At 61.2% G+C, this 15908-nt stretch carries 19 protein-coding genes and 1 pseudogene; 16 read left to right on the plus strand and 4 right to left on the minus strand.

Annotation, left to right across the window (positions count from 1 at the left end):
* The first annotated feature begins 20 nt into the window (after positions 1 to 20).
* From ADADO0_RS17750 to ADADO0_RS17815, 14 genes are all read left to right on the plus strand, one after another.
* Positions 21 to 992, plus strand: a complete 972-nt coding sequence (locus ADADO0_RS17750; RefSeq protein ID WP_511306517.1) for an ABC transporter substrate-binding protein — start codon at positions 21 to 23, stop codon at positions 990 to 992.
* Positions 993 to 1029: 37 nt separating this feature from the next.
* Positions 1030 to 2085, plus strand: a complete 1056-nt coding sequence (locus tag ADADO0_RS17755; protein WP_511306518.1) for a CobW family GTP-binding protein — start codon at positions 1030 to 1032, stop codon at positions 2083 to 2085.
* 10 nt (positions 2086 to 2095) lie between these two features.
* Positions 2096 to 3502 carry a dihydroorotase gene (locus tag ADADO0_RS17760; protein WP_511306519.1) on the plus strand — a complete coding sequence of 469 codons (1407 nt, stop codon included), beginning with the start codon at positions 2096 to 2098 and terminating at the stop codon, positions 3500 to 3502.
* Positions 3503 to 3564: 62 nt separating this feature from the next.
* Positions 3565 to 4293 carry an ABC transporter permease gene (locus ADADO0_RS17765; protein ID WP_511306520.1) on the plus strand — a complete coding sequence of 243 codons (729 nt, stop codon included), beginning with the start codon at positions 3565 to 3567 and terminating at the stop codon, positions 4291 to 4293.
* Complete coding sequence (locus ADADO0_RS17770; RefSeq protein ID WP_511306521.1) at positions 4290 to 5084, plus strand: ABC transporter ATP-binding protein; 795 nt, start codon at positions 4290 to 4292, stop codon at positions 5082 to 5084. The genes ADADO0_RS17765 and ADADO0_RS17770 overlap by 4 nt, the downstream gene beginning before the upstream one ends.
* 418 nt (positions 5085 to 5502) lie before the next feature.
* On the plus strand, positions 5503 to 6789 hold the full coding sequence (locus ADADO0_RS17775) for a tyrosine-type recombinase/integrase (RefSeq protein WP_511306522.1): 1287 nt from the start codon (positions 5503 to 5505) through the stop codon (positions 6787 to 6789).
* Entirely contained in the window at positions 6786 to 7142 is a 357-nt protein-coding gene (locus ADADO0_RS17780; RefSeq protein WP_511306523.1) for a hypothetical protein, read from the plus strand. Before ADADO0_RS17775 ends, ADADO0_RS17780 begins: the two co-directional genes overlap by 4 nt.
* A gap of 101 nt (positions 7143 to 7243) precedes the next feature.
* The gene (locus ADADO0_RS17785; RefSeq protein ID WP_511306524.1) at positions 7244 to 7459 is read left to right on the plus strand and encodes a helix-turn-helix transcriptional regulator; all 216 of its coding nucleotides are present in this window, start codon (positions 7244 to 7246) and stop codon (positions 7457 to 7459) included.
* Between the two features lie 54 nt (positions 7460 to 7513).
* A complete protein-coding gene (locus tag ADADO0_RS17790) occupies positions 7514 to 7807 on the plus strand; it encodes a TraR/DksA C4-type zinc finger protein (protein ID WP_511306525.1) in 294 nt (97 codons plus the stop codon).
* A gap of 194 nt (positions 7808 to 8001) precedes the next feature.
* The gene (locus ADADO0_RS17795; RefSeq protein ID WP_511306526.1) at positions 8002 to 8871 is read left to right on the plus strand and encodes a ParB/RepB/Spo0J family partition protein; all 870 of its coding nucleotides are present in this window, start codon (positions 8002 to 8004) and stop codon (positions 8869 to 8871) included.
* A complete protein-coding gene (locus ADADO0_RS17800; RefSeq protein WP_511306527.1) occupies positions 8872 to 9354 on the plus strand; it encodes a hypothetical protein in 483 nt (160 codons plus the stop codon). It abuts the gene before it with no gap.
* 145 nt (positions 9355 to 9499) lie between these two features.
* Positions 9500 to 10786, plus strand: coding sequence for a hypothetical protein (locus tag ADADO0_RS17805; protein WP_511306528.1), 1287 nt, complete (start codon positions 9500 to 9502; stop codon positions 10784 to 10786).
* On the plus strand, positions 10783 to 11127 hold the full coding sequence (locus ADADO0_RS17810) for a hypothetical protein (RefSeq protein WP_511306529.1): 345 nt from the start codon (positions 10783 to 10785) through the stop codon (positions 11125 to 11127). The genes ADADO0_RS17805 and ADADO0_RS17810 overlap by 4 nt, the downstream gene beginning before the upstream one ends.
* A 111-nt stretch (positions 11128 to 11238) precedes the next feature.
* Positions 11239 to 11664: a DUF7674 family protein gene (locus ADADO0_RS17815; RefSeq protein ID WP_511306530.1), complete on the plus strand. Its 426-nt coding sequence runs from the start codon at positions 11239 to 11241 to the stop codon at positions 11662 to 11664.
* A 210-nt stretch (positions 11665 to 11874) separates the two neighbouring features.
* Here ADADO0_RS17815 and ADADO0_RS17820 read toward each other — a convergent pair whose 3' ends face one another.
* The 4 genes from ADADO0_RS17820 to ADADO0_RS17835 form a co-directional block, all read right to left on the minus strand.
* Positions 11875 to 12240: a hypothetical protein gene (locus ADADO0_RS17820; RefSeq protein WP_511306531.1), complete on the minus strand. Its 366-nt coding sequence runs from the start codon at positions 12238 to 12240 to the stop codon at positions 11875 to 11877.
* Positions 12233 to 12724 (minus strand): hypothetical protein, encoded by a 492-nt coding sequence (locus ADADO0_RS17825; protein ID WP_511306532.1) that lies wholly within the window; start codon positions 12722 to 12724, stop codon positions 12233 to 12235. Before ADADO0_RS17825 ends, ADADO0_RS17820 begins: the two co-directional genes overlap by 8 nt.
* 502 nt (positions 12725 to 13226) lie before the next feature.
* Positions 13227 to 13370, minus strand: a complete 144-nt coding sequence (locus ADADO0_RS17830; RefSeq protein WP_511306533.1) for a hypothetical protein — start codon at positions 13368 to 13370, stop codon at positions 13227 to 13229.
* 293 nt (positions 13371 to 13663) lie between these two features.
* Positions 13664 to 14050, minus strand: coding sequence for a hypothetical protein (locus tag ADADO0_RS17835; protein ID WP_511306534.1), 387 nt, complete (start codon positions 14048 to 14050; stop codon positions 13664 to 13666).
* Between the two features lie 443 nt (positions 14051 to 14493).
* On the opposite strand from ADADO0_RS17835, the gene ADADO0_RS17840 reads away from it, so the two are divergent.
* Positions 14494 to 14901, plus strand: a complete 408-nt coding sequence (locus tag ADADO0_RS17840; protein ID WP_511306535.1) for a hypothetical protein — start codon at positions 14494 to 14496, stop codon at positions 14899 to 14901.
* A gap of 433 nt (positions 14902 to 15334) precedes the next feature.
* Positions 15335 to 15908, plus strand: a pseudogene (locus ADADO0_RS17845) (hypothetical protein); the annotation flags it as partial.

Below are 15908 nucleotides of genomic sequence, written 5' to 3' on the forward strand. Positions count from 1 at the left end.
TTCTTCCGGAGACAGTCCCCATGAAACGGATCAGCACCTTGTTGTGCGCATTGGCGCTGGCGGCGGCCCCGTTCGCGTCCGCGTCCGCGCAGGCCCCGAAGACCGAGGTCAAGCTCGCGGTCCTGGCGCCGAGCGCGCTGCTATGGCTGCACGCCATCGCCGAGCAGAAGGGCTTCTACGAGAAGCGCAATCTCAATGTGCGCGAACTGCGCGCGTCCGACAGCCCGGCGCTGCTCCAGGCGGTGGCATCCGGCAGCGCGGACGCCGGCGTTTCGCTGGGCGACCTTGCGGTGCGCGCGGTGGATAAGGGCGCCCCGGTGGTGATCTCGGGCGCGATGCTGGAAAAGACCATCCTGCGCCTCTACGGCGCGAAGGGCACGAAATCCATCAAGGACCTCGCCGGCAAGCCGCTCACCGCCGGAGCGGTGAAGGGCGGGACCGCAAACCTCCTGAAGTACCAACTGCTCCAGGCCGGCGTGGACCCGGCCGGCGTGCAGATGGTGTCCATCGCCAATTCGCGCGACCGCATCATCGCCATGGGCAACGGCCAGGTGGCCGGCGCGCTCCTGATCGCGCCGTTCGATACGCTGGCCGGCCAGGAAGGCGCGGTGCTGCTCGACGTCTATCGCGAGCCCTACGTTCAGACCCCCCTGGTGCTCAACAAGACCTGGGCGAACGCCCCCGCGACCCGCCCGACGGCCGTGGCGCTGACGCAGGCGCTGAAAGAGGCCGCGGCCTTCATCTCCGATCCCGCCAACAAGGACGCCGCCATCGACGTCCTCGCCAGCTACACCAAGACGCCGCGCGACGTCTGTGTGGATTCCTATGCCTTCATCGTCGACGAGCAGAAGGCGATCCCGGCCGACCTCTCGGTGCCCGCAGCCGGGCTTGAGAACCTGTTCAAGATCGATGCGGCGGTGGGCGGCGAGCCCCCGGCCCAGGCCTTCGTGCTCAACCGCTATTACGATCCCAGCTTCCTCGCCGGAAAGTGAGCGGCTGAGCGACACGCTCAACAGAAAGGCCTGACCCATGGCCCACTTCAGCGACATGCGGACGCCGGTGACACTGCTCACCGGCTTCCTTGGGGCGGGCAAGACCACGCTGATGAATGCGTGGCTCCGCGACACCGCGCTGAGCGACACCGCAGTCATCGTCAATGAATTCGGCGAGATCGGCATCGACCATGCGCTGATCGCGTCCAGCAGCGACAACACCATCGAACTGTCCACCGGCTGCCTGTGCTGCACGGTGAAGGGCGACCTCGTGGAGACCCTGCGCGACCTCACCGAGAAGCGCGCGAAGGGAGAGGTCCGGCGGTTCACGCGGGTGCTGATCGAAACCACCGGCCTCGCCGATCCCGGCCCGGTGATCCAGGCCCTCATCACCTTCCCGGTGGCGCGCACCTATCGCCTCGGCCGCATCGTCACCATCGTCGATGCCGTGCAGGGCATGGGCACCCTCGACCGCCACACCGAAGCGCAGAAGCAGGTGGCGGTGGCGGATGAAATCATCCTCACCAAAACAGACCTCTCTCCACGCGGGCTCGATGCCTTGCGCGCGCGCCTGGCCGACCTCGCGCCGGGCGCCCGCCAGCACGTCTCATCGCTCGATGACATGCCCGGGCCGAACCTGCTGGACGGCGTGGACCCGGCCGACCCGCGCACCCGCCCCAGCGAAGTGAAGGCTTGGCTGCGTGCCGATCGGTTCGAGGCCCAGCCAGATCCTAACGGCGATGCCGCCCGTCATCAGCAGGACATCGGCTCGTTCTGCCTCACCTTCGATGCGCCGCTGGAATGGGAGCATGTCGCCGCCTGGCTCGATGCGCTGGTGATCGCCCATGGCGAGGATCTGCTGCGGGTGAAGGGCATCCTGTCCGTGGTCGGGCGCGACAAGCCGATCGTCGTGCAGGCCGTGCAGCGCCTGTTCTCCCCGCCGGTGGAGCTGGCGCGCTGGCCCGACGGCCTCGCCGCGTCGCAGATCGTCTTTATCACCAAGGGTTTGTCGCGGGACTACATCGTCGAAGTCCTCGACGTGATCCGCTCGCGTTCCGTTCAATCAATATCGCCGTCAGAAGCGGCCGCCTGAGGAGTTTAGCGTGGATACCATCATCAAGAACGGCTTGATCATCACCGCGGATGGCCGCTTCGAAGGCTCGATCGGCATCAAGGACGGCAGCATCGCCGGCATCTTCGAAGTGGGCGAGGAGCCGGCAGCGGCCGAAGTGATCGATGCCAAGGGTCTCGCCGTTCTCCCCGGCGTCATCGATATGCACTCGCATCACCGCGAGGGATCGCAGCCGGGGTTCGAGTACAAGGACACCATCTATACCTCGACGTGCCAGTGCGCGGCGGGCGGCGTGACCACCTCGGTCGCCATGCCGAACGTGACGCCGCCGCCCAACAGCCTGGACCTGCTTGAGAAGCAGTTCGCGATCTATGAGCGCGACGCGGTGGTGGACTGGAACTTCAATCCGGCGCCGACGGTGATCTCCGAAGTGCCCGGCATGGCGAAGACCGGCATCGCCGCCTTCAAGTTCTTCATGGTGGTGGACACCGGACGCTCCTACCCGCACATGCCGGGCATCGGCGTGCACGACCACGGCAAGATCCTCGAAATCATGCAGGCCTGCGCGGCGCAGGACGTGCCGCTGATGATCCATCCCCACGATCAGGCCCTTATGGACGTGATCGAGCACAAATATTGGGAGCGCGGCGAACGTGACGCCCTGGCCTATGCGAAGGCGTATGCCGCGCATGACGGGGTGATCTGGGAAACCGCGATCGCGACCATCCTGCGCCTTCAGAAGGCGGCGGGCTGCCACCTCCACATCCTCCACACCCAGACCGCCGGCAGCGTCCAGCTGATCCGCGAGGCGAAGGCTGCGGGGCAGAAGGTGACGTGCGAGATCAACCCCTGGGCCCTGTTCCTGGGCTGCGACTGGGCCGCGATCCAGCGCCTCGGCTCCTATGCGCTCTCCTATTGGGTGCCGGAGAAGAACGTGCCCGGCCTGTGGCAGGGCCTCAACGATGGCACCATCGACATCGTCGCCACCGACCACGCGCCGCACCTGAAGGAAGAGAAGGAAATCGGCTGGACCGACGGCTGGAAGGCCCATACCGGCACGCCCTCCACCCAGTTCTATCTCTCCATGTTCCTCACAGCGGCCATGGAAGGAAAGATCCCGCTGGAGCGCGTCGTGGAAGCCACCTCCACCGGCCCGGCGCGTCTGTTCCGTCTCGACCGCAAGGGCGAAATCCGCCCCGGCTTCGACGCCGATCTCGTGCTGGTGGATTTGGAGAAGGAATACGAGGTCCGCGACGAGGACGTGCTGTCGCTGATCGGCTGGAGCCCCTATGCGGGCCGGACCTTCAAGGCCAAGACCGAGCGCACCATCCTGCGCGGCAAGACCGTCTATGTCGACGGCAAGGTGGTGGGCGATAAGGGCTACGGCAAGCAGGCCGTCTCCACCGCGCGGCATGCCCAGAAGGTCGCTGCGGAATGATTTCGCTTAAGTCCTTTTACGCGTTCATCGAAGGGCGCTCGCGGGCAGCGGGCGCCCTTCGGATGGTGATCTCCGTTGGGTTCGTGCTCCTGATCTGGGAGTTTTTGGCGACCATGGTTGTCACCAACAAGCTCCTGCTGGTGCCCCCCATGGAGGTGTTCCGTGCGCTGGGCAAGGAAGCCGGCAATGGGTCGCTGTGGACCAATGCGCTGGCTACCATCAGCGCGGTGGCGGCGGCGTTCCCGATCTCGGTGATGATCGGCATCGCGCTGGGCCTCGCGCTGGCGTCGAGCCGGTTCCTGGCTCTCACGGCGGGGCCGATGCTCACGGCGCTGAACTCCGTGCCGCTGGTGGCGCTCGCGCCGCTGTTCATCGCCTGGCTCGGCCTCGGCTTCGCCTCCAAGTTCGTGATCGTGACCATCTTCTCGATTTTCCCGATCCTGGTGATGACCGAGACCGGCCTGAAGGCCACCGACAAGATCCTGGTGGAGGCGGCGCGCTCGTTCAACGCCTCGCGCTGGCAGATCTTCACCACGGTGACGCTGCCGTTCGCCCTGCCCTTCATTGTCTCGGGCATCCGCGTGGCATGGGCGCGGGCGCTGGTCGCGATCATCATCGCCGAGTTCTTCGGCTCGTTCGCGGGCTTCGGCTTTGCGATCCTGGCCGCGGGGCAGAGCTTCGACACGGCGACGCTGCTGGCCTACGTGATCCTCCTCGGCGCGCTCGGTCTTCTCGGCAGCATCTTCTTCGAATGGCTGGAGCGCCGGCTTGCTCCCTGGAGGCAGGAATGACCGCGAGCGCCCTTTCCATCGAAGGCATCAGCAAGGTCTTCGAACGCACCGGCAAGCCGTCCGTCGAGGCGCTGCGGGACATCAACCTCACAGTCCGCGAGGGGGAGTTCGTCTCCATCGTCGGGGCCAGCGGCTCGGGCAAGTCGACGCTGCTGCGCATCATCGACGGGCTGCTGCCGGCCTCCTCGGGCGTCGTCAAAGTGTCCGGGGCGGCGGTGGACCGGCCCGGCGCCGACCGCGCCATGGTGTTCCAGCAGGATGCGCTCCTGCCGTGGAAAACCGTGATCGAGAACGTGGCCTATGGGCTCGTCATCGGCGGCACGCGCAAGCGCGAGGCGCACGCCACGGCGCAGCGCTTCATCGACATGGCGGGATTGACGGGCTTCGAGCACCATTATCCCCACCAGCTCTCCGGCGGCATGCGCCAGCGCGTGAACGTCGCCCGCGCGCTGGCGGTGAACCCGAAAATCCTGTTGCTGGACGAACCGTTCGCGGCGCTCGACGCCCAGACCCGCGAAATCATGCAGACCGAGCTGCTGAACATCTGGCAGAAGAGCCGCACCACGGTGCTGCTCATCACCCACCAGATCGACGAGGCGGTCTTCCTCTCCGACCGCGTCGTTGTGTTCTCTGCCCGCCCCGGATGCGTGCGGGAGGAGATTCCGGTGCCGCTGCCGCGCCCGCGCGCGCTGGAGGTGAAGCGCCAGGAGCAGTTCGGCGTGCTGGTGGACCGCATCTGGCACCTCATCGAGCACGAGGTGCGCAGCGCGGTAGCGGACAACAGGGCCTGATGTCGCTCGGCTTGCGGGAGACCGCGGGCCGTCGCGGTGGCCCTCTTTTACTTGCCACTGCTGCATAAGCGTCGCTCCCCCTCCCGCTTGCGAGGGAGGGCGCGGAGAGCGCCTGACAAAAGGGACTACGGGCGCTTAAGGTTCAATTGAACCTACGAGCAATCCCTAAAAACCAGCTAAGTCTTTGAAAGGATTGGCGCACCCGAAGGGATTCGAACCCCTGACCTCTGCCTTCGGAGGGCAGCGCTTGCGTTTTCCCTGACTTTCCCGGTGTTTCCAAAAACCGTTGAAAATGCAAGATAAATTGGCGTTCTGATGCGGAGGCATGCGCTTTCACATGCCCTTCTTTACCCCGAATTTCCCCTTCTTTCCGTCCTCGGTGGCGACTCGGTGGCGACTCATGTGCTATCCACGGCTTATGCCCAGCATCAAGCTCTCCCGTCGCTCTATTGCCGCTCTCGCACCAGCGGAGAAGGCCATCACTTATTTCGATGAGACACTCCCCGGCTTTGGGCTCAAGATCATGCCATCAGGGACTCGGAGTTGGGTCTGCGAGTACAGACCCGGCGCTGGCGGACGAGGCGTCGCAAAGAAAAGGCTGGTCCTCGGCAGTGCCGCGGTGCTTTCTCCGGAAGAGGCGCGGGAGGCAGCGCACAAGCTGCTAGCGGCGGTTCGGCTAGGTTCTGATCCGTCATCCGATCGCGCCATCGAACGCGCCGATATAACGGTGTCTCAGTTGTGCGACCGCTATCTGGCTGAAGGTTGCGACCTGAAGAAGCCAAGCACGATCGCGACGGACAGAGGGCGCATCAAAAGACACATCGCCCCGCTGCTGGGACATCGCCGGGTGCGAGAAATTGAGCGGATAGATATCGAAAAATTCTTGCGCGACGTGGCCGCTGGAAAGACGGCGACGGATGTCAAAACGGGGAAGCAAGGCCGCGCGATCGTCACAGGCGGGAAGGGGACAGCGACGCGGACGGTGCGCTTGCTGGGCGGCATTTTCACTTGGGCGGTCTCCCAGAAGATGCGGCCCGATAACCCGACGGTGGGGGTCAGAAAATTTCCCGATCAGAGCGGGGAGCGTTACTTGTCGAGCGAGGAATTTGCGCGTCTCGGGGCTGCCATCGTGGAGGCTCAGACGGTCGGAGTTCCACACCGAAAATCGGACAGTAAACATGCGACGAAGGGCGGGGTGTCTAAGATAGATGGACATGCAGCAGCGGCGATCCGGCTGCTGATTTTCACCGGCTGTAGGCTTTCTGAGATCCTGAAACTCCGATGGTCGGAGGTGGATCTGGGACGGGGCCTACTGTTCTTGCCAGATTCTAAGACAGGCCGAAAAGCGGTCGTGCTTTCCGATGCGGCTCGCGCCATTCTCGCCGGGATACCCCGATCCGGCGTCTACGTAATTGCGGGCGCGACCACGGGCCAGCCCTACGAACGGCCGCGTAGCGATTTGAAGAGGCCCTGGGATTTGGTGCGCCAGCGCGCAGGATTGTCTGATGTCCGGCTGCACGACTTGCGACACACTTACGCGTCGATCGGGGTGGGCGAGGGGATGGGGCTGCCCATAGTGGCCGAGCTCCTCGGACATAGCGATACTGCGACCACGAAGAAGTATGCGCATTTGAGCGCCGATCCGGTGCGGCGGGCTGCGAACGAAATCGGGGCGCGGATCGCTGCGGCGATGAGTGGCAAGTGATGGCGCCCCTCAGATCAATCGTCGATATAAAAGTGGTAGCCCTTCGTGACCTGCTGAACGAAGGGAAGCATCGCCGCGACGAAGTGAAGGCTAAGGTTCTGGAGGCCCTTGCCGACGGCGTGGCTTCGCCACCAATGCAGAAGCTCGCCGCGGAGCTTTTTGGCGCCAAGCGTGGCCGGCAGGCGACAGGCCTATACCGATGGATGGAGATCGGAGCAGCCGCGGATCAACTGTCTGAGGATGGTGTCGGACGCGCTGAGATACTCGCAACGCTGGCCGATCAGTATGGCCGATCCGAAAAGCACGTAGATGCCTGCATCACCCAGTGGGGCAAGGCACGCGCCGGCCGATGAGCGTTAGCCTAATTTAATCGCCGTTTTGAATAGGTGGCGACTGTTCCCGCCATTTCCCATCTTGGGATCAAGTCGCAATCCTGCGGCGATGGAGGGCACAAATGATCAGGGTGAAGGATGCAGCCAAGCGAATTGGTTTGTCAGTCAGCTCGCTGAATAAGATGCGGTGCTACGGTACCGGTCCGGTTTTTTACAAATTAGGGTCTGCAATCTTTTACAGGGCAGATGACCTTGACGCCTGGCTGGCGGAGCGGCGGCGCACGTCTACTTGGTGCGCCAACGACAATAGCTCCTCCCGCCCGGCGGTGGCGGCGTGACCTTGACGTTTGGTCGGCTGCAGTTGAGCATCCCGCATTCAATAGGCGGCCTCGATGCTCATCACCTGCCGAACGTGCGGTAGAGAGGTGGATCTGCCATATTCACCGGAACTTCGCACGCGGCTGGACCGTGGCGCCGTTCTTCGATGCACATGTGGAGGCACTGCCGCACAGTGCTTGCAATGCAGCCAGCCGATATCTCCAGCCAGATTAGCAGCAAGCCCCGGCACACGATATTGCGCCGAGCATGCGTCAGATGTGCGTACTCGAATGGCGGCCGAACCAGCCGGCACTCGGGATGCTTGGAAGCGTGACAGAGGAAGCTGGCGAGGGCGACCTCCTAGGTAGCCCCTGCCGCCTGACGGGCCCATGGGTGGGAAACTTTTCCCACCATCCTCCGCCTCCCACATCATCATCACTCAACCCGCCGGCCACGCCCCGCGGATGACGCCGCTGCTTGCCTCCAGCCCACCCACACCCGCTGGCGCCATCGTGGCGCCGGCTCCACCGCGCTCGTCTGGGCGCACTACCGAGGAGAGCCCATGCTTGCACTTGTATTGGACGATCCGACCATGGCGGTCGCACGCGTCCAGCACGAAAACCTGGCCATCGCCGACATCATTATAGGGCAGCGACACCGACGCGATTTGGGAGATATCCCAGGGCTGGCAGCGAGCATCGGAGAGATAGGCCTCCTCCAGCCGGTGGTTGTCACAAACGCCAACGTGCTGGTAGCCGGTGAGCGGCGGATCCGGGCGTTTCAGCACCTAGGCCGAAGCTGCGTCCCGGTGCGGCGGCTGGACATCGAATGCGTCGTCCGCGGCGAATTCGACGAAAACGAAATAAGGAAGGCGTTCACTCCGTCTGAGAGGGTTGCTATCGCGGCTGCCCTTCAGACCACCGGGGGACGCGGAAGACCCGATAATTCCCAAAAAATTGGGAATAAAGTGACAGCGCCTGAAGCCGCGCGTAAGGCGGGCTTCGGAAACGAAACCACCTATCGCCAAGCCAAAACAGTCTTAGCTTCCGGCACCCCCGCGCTGGTCGCCGCGATGGACAGCGGCAGAGTTAGCATCAGCGCTGCTGCTGCAGCGACCAAGCTTGATGAATCAGACCGGGCAAGAGCGTTGGCGTCGGAAGATCCGAACAGGTCCCTTCGCGATGCTGTAATTGCGATGGCCTCCACAAAACCGCCTCCAAGTGCTAACCGGAATCCACTGTACAAGCCTGATGAGAGGTACAAGGCATTCGCTGCAATTGCCGGATTTTGCGAAAGCATTTCGGGCAAAGTGGAAACTCACGGGGCGGAATACATCTCCGCCGGAGCGCTTGACGAAGCGATGAGAGAGCGCGAGCGGAAGACAATCATTCGATGCATCGAGAATCTGAACGAACTGTTGGAGGCTTACTAGATGGCAAATTCTCCACTCGTTGAATTCACCGACGCCGTATGGACGGCCGCTGCTTCACTTGAATCCATGAGCGCTCCGAGGGTTGCCGATCACATCATTAAATCGCTGTTCCCGCAGACCGTAAACGCCGCGGAAGGAGAGGGAGCATTTCCCATTTTCCGAAATGGCGTTTTGGTCCACGTGCGGAAGGTGCTGAGCGCGAAGATAGACGAGGAGGGTCAGATGTCCATTTTTGATATTGATGAACGACTGGTCCCGACGGTCGAGCAATTGAAACGCGGCGCGTATTACGTTCAGTCGCTCGACGAATATGTAAGTGTATCTCGGCTCGTCAAGGAGGTCAGTTTACTCGACGAGGCGCGGAAATATATGCGCCGGAAGGGCAACGAAACGCTATCCGAAGCCGATGCTCTGGACGGACTATTCAAGGCAGTATGCGCCGTCGCGAATGACAACATTTCTCAGCTCGCGAGGGCAGCGTGAACGCGGCATCTAGGCTGCACCGAACAAATAGGCCGGCGGCCTAGATTTTAGATCCGGTGGCCGAGGTCGGGCCACCGGATTCCTTCCGCATGCTCTTCTACGTGCCCTTTGAGCTCAGCCGCTCTCCATATAATGCGAGGTCGCCATGCTGCCTTCGGTCCCATGTACGGATGAGCACGTGCAATTCCCCACGGCCCAGCGTGAGAAGCTGCCCAAGGCGGAAAGCCTGGAGGCCAAGTTCAAGCTGCTGTGCCTGCTGTCCTATGATGGCCGGGTCAAGCGGAGGCATTTTCTGGTGTTCGGCTTTCTGCTGGATTGGTTTCACTCGACCTATGGCGACGCCCTGGCCAGCGTGCGGCACATCCAAGCCACCCTTCAGGCCCGCTCACCGACCGGCGAGAGCCTCTTCATCGGGGACGTGCACAGCGCCCTAACAGACCTCGTGGCTTGGGGGTATCTGCATCAAGAAAAAGGACGCGGTCGGCGCGCCAGTCGCTATGTGCCGAACTGGGCTCTGGTGTGTAGCGTTCGGGAAACTCCGAACACAACGTCCACTGAAATTAGCGTTCGGGATTCTCAGAACACAGATGTTCGGGAATTCCCGAACGCTACGCCTCATAGCGTTCGGGACACTCAGAACAAAGACCCTCTTACGGGACCCGGTTACAAGACCGGGTCACAGGAAAGAGGGATTGAATGCACCACGCCTTCGGCGTCGCTTTCGGTCGGGCTATCGCCCGCCGATGCGCGTACGGCGCAAGGTGGCTTCGCTGAGCTGTGGTCTGCATACGATTTCAAGCGTGAGAAGAAGAAGGCCAGAGATGCCTACGCCAGGTTCGCACCTGATGCTGACCTCCACATCTCCGTCGTTGCAGCCGCAGCAGCGTGGCGAGCCGCGTGGGCCGCTCAAGGCAAACCTGATGCACCTAGGCGTTACCTTCACACGTGGCTGCGTGACGAGGACTACGACTGCGAGCCCCCAACTGCGTATGTCCCAAAAGAGGGGAAGCTACAGCAGAAGGGGCCAAGGCCCTTAGTGGACGACCCTCCACAGGCCGATCCGGCACTGGCGGCCCTTGCAAAATGGGAGGGCGATGTGAGCTTATTCTCGCCGCGCGGAACGTTCCAAGGTGAGGTGGTCGAAACCTCAAAGTGGGTGGACGAGCCCGGTGCAATGCAGGTGTGCTTGCTGTTGGCGTTGAAGACACCGACCGGGGACCAGCGTGTCGAACACGTCTTCTGGATTGAAAGTGACGACGCCGAGCAGCAGCGGCGCGGCCAGGGCTTCCTTGGTTTCCTCGCCCACGCTATGGGCATCCCTCCGGCGGAGGATACTGAAGACCTTCAGTTTCGGCCGATGACTATCACCATCAACCAGGAGGGCCACATCAGCTATGGTCCGCCAGGCTCCGACATGAGGTTGGCCGCATGACAGACGCAACGCCATATCAAACATGGGACGAGGTCTCCGCGGATATTGACCGGTTGGCCTCTGAGGCGAGACCGGCTATCGCTATCATAATCGTCGAGAACGCCAAGGTGCTGGCGGATTTCTGCGCCACCAAATACGCTCCGCCCAGCGAAGTCGGGATCGGCTATTGGCGGACCATGAGACTAATCTGGTCGCACGTTCGGCCACCTATCGAATTAGAGGTCTTTGAAGCCCGATACGAATTCTACCGCTTTTTCGATGGGTCCACGGACATCGAAGAGGTCGAAGTGGCCGAGCGCGGCATCCCCGATCGTCTGCTGGCTCTTCTAGACTCCATGTAGAGCTACGCCTGCGGTGGAAGCCGGCGGTCGTGTTCAGCTGCCGAACACCTGACAAAAAAGACGAAGGGGATGTAGGCTGCAACCAACAGGCGTTCTCTCGGGAGCACAGGCATGTCCGCGACCACAGACTACCAACGTGCTGCGAGGTTTAACCGCTCGAATATGTTCGATGCGATGCTTCTGGCGGATCCAACCTTCTGCCCGAAGTGGGAAGCATTTCTCGAAGAGTACGCCTCTGACCAGGATCTGCCTCTCTATCTGGCTCTAGCCGCTCTGTCGTCGCACGTAATCGAGAATTTGGAGGCCGGAAACACTGACCGGCTTTCCACTGTCTTCGAGGTGGTGGAGCGATGGCATATCGATGGCGACCACTTCGTATGCGAGGCAGCGACAGTCGGCTTTTTGGAGTCGCTGCAGAACCAGAGCCAGAATAGAGGTCGGCCACCTGAAGTTTTTCTTCCTTGGCTGCTGCCTGAAACGCTGCGGCGCTGGAACCGCCTGAACGAGTTCTGGGCGACCGGAAAGCCGATCAGCTAGAGCCCCGCGAATGGGTCACCATAGCGGCTGCTGTCGAGCGGGAGATGGGGAAGCGGAGAGGGCGGGATAATCCGCAAAATTTTGCGGAATTGAAGGGGCAGGAAACGCGCTCCATAGCTGCAGAGAGGGCCGGCTTTGGAAACCATCTGGCAACGTTGCCAGATAAGCCCAACGTGCGCCTCTCTGAACGCTGCGGTACGATTTACACCATCACCACCTCCACCATGGATAGTCCTCGGGAAGCCGCCGGTCCGTGCGTACTACCATCGCGCTTATTCTCTCAGTAGTATTCTCGGATGACCTCTTCACATCTTGCTCTTCGAGTTCGCGAATCCGAGCGTCCAATGCAGCTTGATGTCGCAAATATTGCACGGGCAGCCACAATATCCGGATCAACGCTATCAGAAAGATCAGCCAACCGACGAATGAAACCGTTGCATCAATTGCTTGAATGAGCGGCGTGCCGCTCCACCACAAACTCAAACACGCCAGCCCAGCGAGAACTGCCACCGCGGCGGCGATCTCTCTGCCCTGTTTGGTCAGAACCGTGTCGTCAGGACCGCGCACGTCATTCATCCTCACCCAGAGCATCTGAAGGCTGTTGCGCCACACAGAGCGCTGCAGCAAGGCCCATCGCCAACGTGCCCAGATTAGTTTTGTCTGTAACAGGCATGCCAACTATCGCTGATTTCTTTCCAAGATAAGCTACTTTCTTAGAAATAGAATTGGCATCATCTCCATGAGCAATCGCGTTGCGAAGATCGCCGTAGGCTGCGACAGCATCTAATACAAAATCCAACCAAACATTAGCCGAGAGTGATTTGATGACCCCGATTTGGTGATCGAGCCTTAGGCGAGGAAGCTTATCCGGCCGACGAAGGTAAGACCGAAGAACCCTATCAACCTCCAACTCGAGGGCAGCATGGGCGGAAACTATATAACCTGCTTGGGGATGTATTGACTTCAAGCGGTCTTGAATCTTCAGCATCGCCTCATGCGGCGAACCGGGTTCAACTGCGTCGTGAAACTCGATATCGTCAGGCTCCACTTCTGTGCTCATGCGCAGACGCCTCCCCTGAAAATGGTGCTGAATAAACAAAGCCCATAAGGCGTCCAATAACACAGATTAGCCTGGGGCTGGGTGCCCCTCGAGTACGTAACCGAGGCCGGCCGCTCAGACATTATCGACCGGCTGTTCGGATCCGACGAGCGCGAAGCGGCATGACAGATGCAACGGCGGATTCCGCCGTTGCGTCTTCACTCCGTAGTGTGGAGTGCCTGGTGAAGGGCTCTCAAGACATCGTCCCCCTCCGCTGATCCAGAGATCAGGCAAGGGTCATCCCATTCGTTCTGGAATGTGAAGCTGCATCCGCCGAACCGGTACTCGGCGCATGCCGCGTAATCTTGCTTGTAAGGCACGCCGTAGCGACGTCGAATTGCCGCCGCGACGGACGGCAAATCCGCCGGCTCAAACTCCAGCGAGGTGTGTCCATTCGATAAGGAAAGCAGTCTCACGGCCATCGGCAATTGATGCGAGGGCAACGCCTAAATATCAACCCGCTTCACCCGTCGCCTTCTCCACTAGACACCTCAGCGAGCAGCCGCTCAATGTCGGGCGGCGGCTCTTCGGCACGCTGGTCGAGCGGATTACGGCCGAAGCTGCGACCGCGATGATGCTCGATATCCGCGCGATCACTTTCATCCATCCGGGGCCACGCTGTCGCGACCTGCCAGTCTCCCCATCGCGCCAGGGTCGAGCCTTCGTCGAGTGCATAGATGGCTAGCCAGTCAGCCGGAGAGCTCGTCCAACGCGAAAGGTAGGTGAACGCGCCATATGGTTCGTGCGGAACTGCCAGCCAGTGGCCCGCACACGCTGGGCACTCCAGCAGCTTCAGCCAGCTGCGCTGCAATCGAACGTCGAGCTTGGGCTGCCGTGAGGATGGGGGCCATACAAGGCGAGAGGGCGCGCCGCAATGACTGCAGGTTCCGGGGGCGTCGCTCATTTGGCCTCCCCTTGTCCGCCCTCAAGGAAGGCCAGCACTTCTCGGATGTCGGCTTCGCTGAACTGCTTCGTCAGCAGGCGCACGCTCGAAAGATCGTTAAGCGTGATTTGTATGTGGTGGTCGAAAATTGAGAGTGACTTATTTAATCGGCCCTCAAATACGCCCAGCTCCTTCAAGTTTTTACGCGATATTGTCCAGGGCGGGCCAAGCGGCGAATGAAAGGTTAGGAGATCTCCTTCGATCACGATCCGAAAACCCTTTTGCCAAGATATAACTGCGGCCCACATGATCGCGATAAGCACGATCCCAGGCCAACGCTCCGGGTGCTGGATCGAATTGAAAACGGGAAAACCCAATAGCAGTAGGAACACCGCGCTGATCACGAGATAGCCCCTCAGGGGTGGGCCATATGAGTGTCGCGTATTCGGCATTTAGGTCGCCTGGTGAGACGTCATGATATCGATTTGAGGCGCATGATGACGACGGCCTATAACCCTTCCCCCATCGGGCGATCCCCTATCATCAAGCGGACGTGGATCTCTTCGGCCATTATTTTCTTACAGCGTTCCCGCTGGTGATCTGTGAACTCAACAAATCGCGGGATCGCCGCTTCTATAGTGGCGATGGCTATGTTGGCCACCCGCTCACTCCATACCCTATCGCTGCTTTGGTCAGCTTCGCTGTTTGCCACGGCAAGTGCTCCTGCTTTTTGGTCGGCGGCCGTTCCCTTACAGGCATCCTAGAGCCGCCCACCGGACGGAGGTAGTGGGGAAGTCGATGTGGCTGTGGTAGGTCATATTGAACTCCACAACCTCCCGAGCCTCCAATGACAGCACCCGCTTCTGCTCTACAAGACATACCGGGCGGGCAAGCTGTGATTGACTGGTTTGGACGTGTGCCGCGCTTTCATGATGCCAATCTTCTTGAGGTTAGCTTTCTCGGAGGCGGATCGGGGCAGATGCGCCTCCATGCCTTTAACATGACTGACAGGCTCGATGCCGATCGCCACTTCATCCTTGAGAAGCACGCGGTGGTTCATCTCATTTTTGATGGTGTGACCGACATCCAGTGTCGGGATTTCGACATGGTGCCGGGGATTATCGACAACATGCAGATCACTCAGGACGGCGAGAGATTCCGTGTCGAGTGGGAGGCTTGCTATGGAATAGAAGGCTCTGTCACGTCTAATCAGGTGCGGGTTACACTTGATCCAGGCAAGCCCGAAAAGCTGTGAGCCACCGAGGGGTCATCATTCCTCGGGCGTATCAGGGGTCCAGACCGGTATCGGTCTTCAACGCGTTATCCAGCAGGTTTCGAGATAATTTCTGGTGCTCGCCGTAGGCTGCGCATCGATGACATTGCAGCCGCCAGCAGGGCCGCCCAGCCGCTCAGCTCATCAGCTTGACCTCACAGGCGGCCGCCAACGTCAGCCATGCCGCCACGGCGGTTGCGATCACCAGATCCTGCAGGAGATCGAGCTTAATCATTTGAATTCATCGTATTGAAGGGCGAAGCGACAGTTGCATTTACCATAGTGCAGCCGGGGTCGCGAGACTTGAAGTGCCAGCACCAGCAGCGCCACGTACACGCCCACCACCGCAGGCAGCAACGACCGGTATGTCGACGCGGCCATCGATGCGGAGCTATCGGAGCTTGCTGCGGCGCCCATGGGCAATCGCAACAACAAGCTCAACGACGCGTCGTTCGCGCTCGGCCAGTTCGTGGGTGCCGGCGCTGTGTCGGAATCGCAGGCGCGCGACATGCTTGAGGATGTGGCGCGGCAGTGGAACAGGGACTGGCCGCGCTGCGTCAAGACCATCGGCAACGGCTTGGCGGCCGGCATGCGGTTGCCTCGGGAGATACCGGAGCCCCAGCACTCGGCCCATGTGGACACCACACAGGTGCTCGACGTCACACGGCTGATTGCCAACGCCCGTGAGAAGCTGCGGGCTCGCAACGAGGTGCCGTTGGCGGTGCTGCATTCCATGACGGAGGATGAGAAGGAGGAATACAAGCTCTCGTCGCCGTCCGACCTTGAGTCGCTAACGCACCCAGGTGGTTTGGTCGAAGACCTCATCGACTGGATCGTGTCCTCGGCGGAGCAGCCCAGCCGGCCTTTAGCTTTGGCGGCCGTGCTGCCGCTGGTGGCAACGCTCATGGGCGCCCGGTATTCCACCGGCACCCGCGACACCCGCCCCAACCTCTACACGGTGGCCCTGGCGGAATCTGGGTTCGGCAAGG

It is taken from the genome of Aquabacter sp. (genome assembly GCF_965279295.1).
Classification (GTDB): domain Bacteria; phylum Pseudomonadota; class Alphaproteobacteria; order Rhizobiales; family Xanthobacteraceae; genus Aquabacter.

Coding starts and splice junctions, on each gene's coding strand:
- ADADO0_RS17750 (WP_511306517.1), top strand. CDS start 21: ATGAAACGGATCAGCACCTTGTTGTGCGCATTGGCGCTGGCGGCGGCC.
- ADADO0_RS17755 (WP_511306518.1), top strand. CDS start 1,030: ATGGCCCACTTCAGCGACATGCGGACGCCGGTGACACTGCTCACCGGC.
- ADADO0_RS17765 (WP_511306520.1), top strand. CDS start 3,565: ATGGTGATCTCCGTTGGGTTCGTGCTCCTGATCTGGGAGTTTTTGGCG.
- ADADO0_RS17770 (WP_511306521.1), top strand. CDS start 4,290: ATGACCGCGAGCGCCCTTTCCATCGAAGGCATCAGCAAGGTCTTCGAA.
- ADADO0_RS17775 (WP_511306522.1), top strand. CDS start 5,503: ATGCCCAGCATCAAGCTCTCCCGTCGCTCTATTGCCGCTCTCGCACCA.
- ADADO0_RS17785 (WP_511306524.1), top strand. CDS start 7,244: ATGATCAGGGTGAAGGATGCAGCCAAGCGAATTGGTTTGTCAGTCAGC.
- ADADO0_RS17790 (WP_511306525.1), top strand. CDS start 7,514: ATGCTCATCACCTGCCGAACGTGCGGTAGAGAGGTGGATCTGCCATAT.
- ADADO0_RS17795 (WP_511306526.1), top strand. CDS start 8,002: ATGCTTGCACTTGTATTGGACGATCCGACCATGGCGGTCGCACGCGTC.
- ADADO0_RS17800 (WP_511306527.1), top strand. CDS start 8,872: ATGGCAAATTCTCCACTCGTTGAATTCACCGACGCCGTATGGACGGCC.
- ADADO0_RS17805 (WP_511306528.1), top strand. CDS start 9,500: ATGCTGCCTTCGGTCCCATGTACGGATGAGCACGTGCAATTCCCCACG.
- ADADO0_RS17810 (WP_511306529.1), top strand. CDS start 10,783: ATGACAGACGCAACGCCATATCAAACATGGGACGAGGTCTCCGCGGAT.
- ADADO0_RS17815 (WP_511306530.1), top strand. CDS start 11,239: ATGTCCGCGACCACAGACTACCAACGTGCTGCGAGGTTTAACCGCTCG.
- ADADO0_RS17820 (WP_511306531.1), bottom strand. CDS start 12,240: ATGAATGACGTGCGCGGTCCTGACGACACGGTTCTGACCAAACAGGGC.
- ADADO0_RS17825 (WP_511306532.1), bottom strand. CDS start 12,724: ATGAGCACAGAAGTGGAGCCTGACGATATCGAGTTTCACGACGCAGTT.
- ADADO0_RS17830 (WP_511306533.1), bottom strand. CDS start 13,370: ATGGATGAAAGTGATCGCGCGGATATCGAGCATCATCGCGGTCGCAGC.
- ADADO0_RS17840 (WP_511306535.1), top strand. CDS start 14,494: ATGACAGCACCCGCTTCTGCTCTACAAGACATACCGGGCGGGCAAGCT.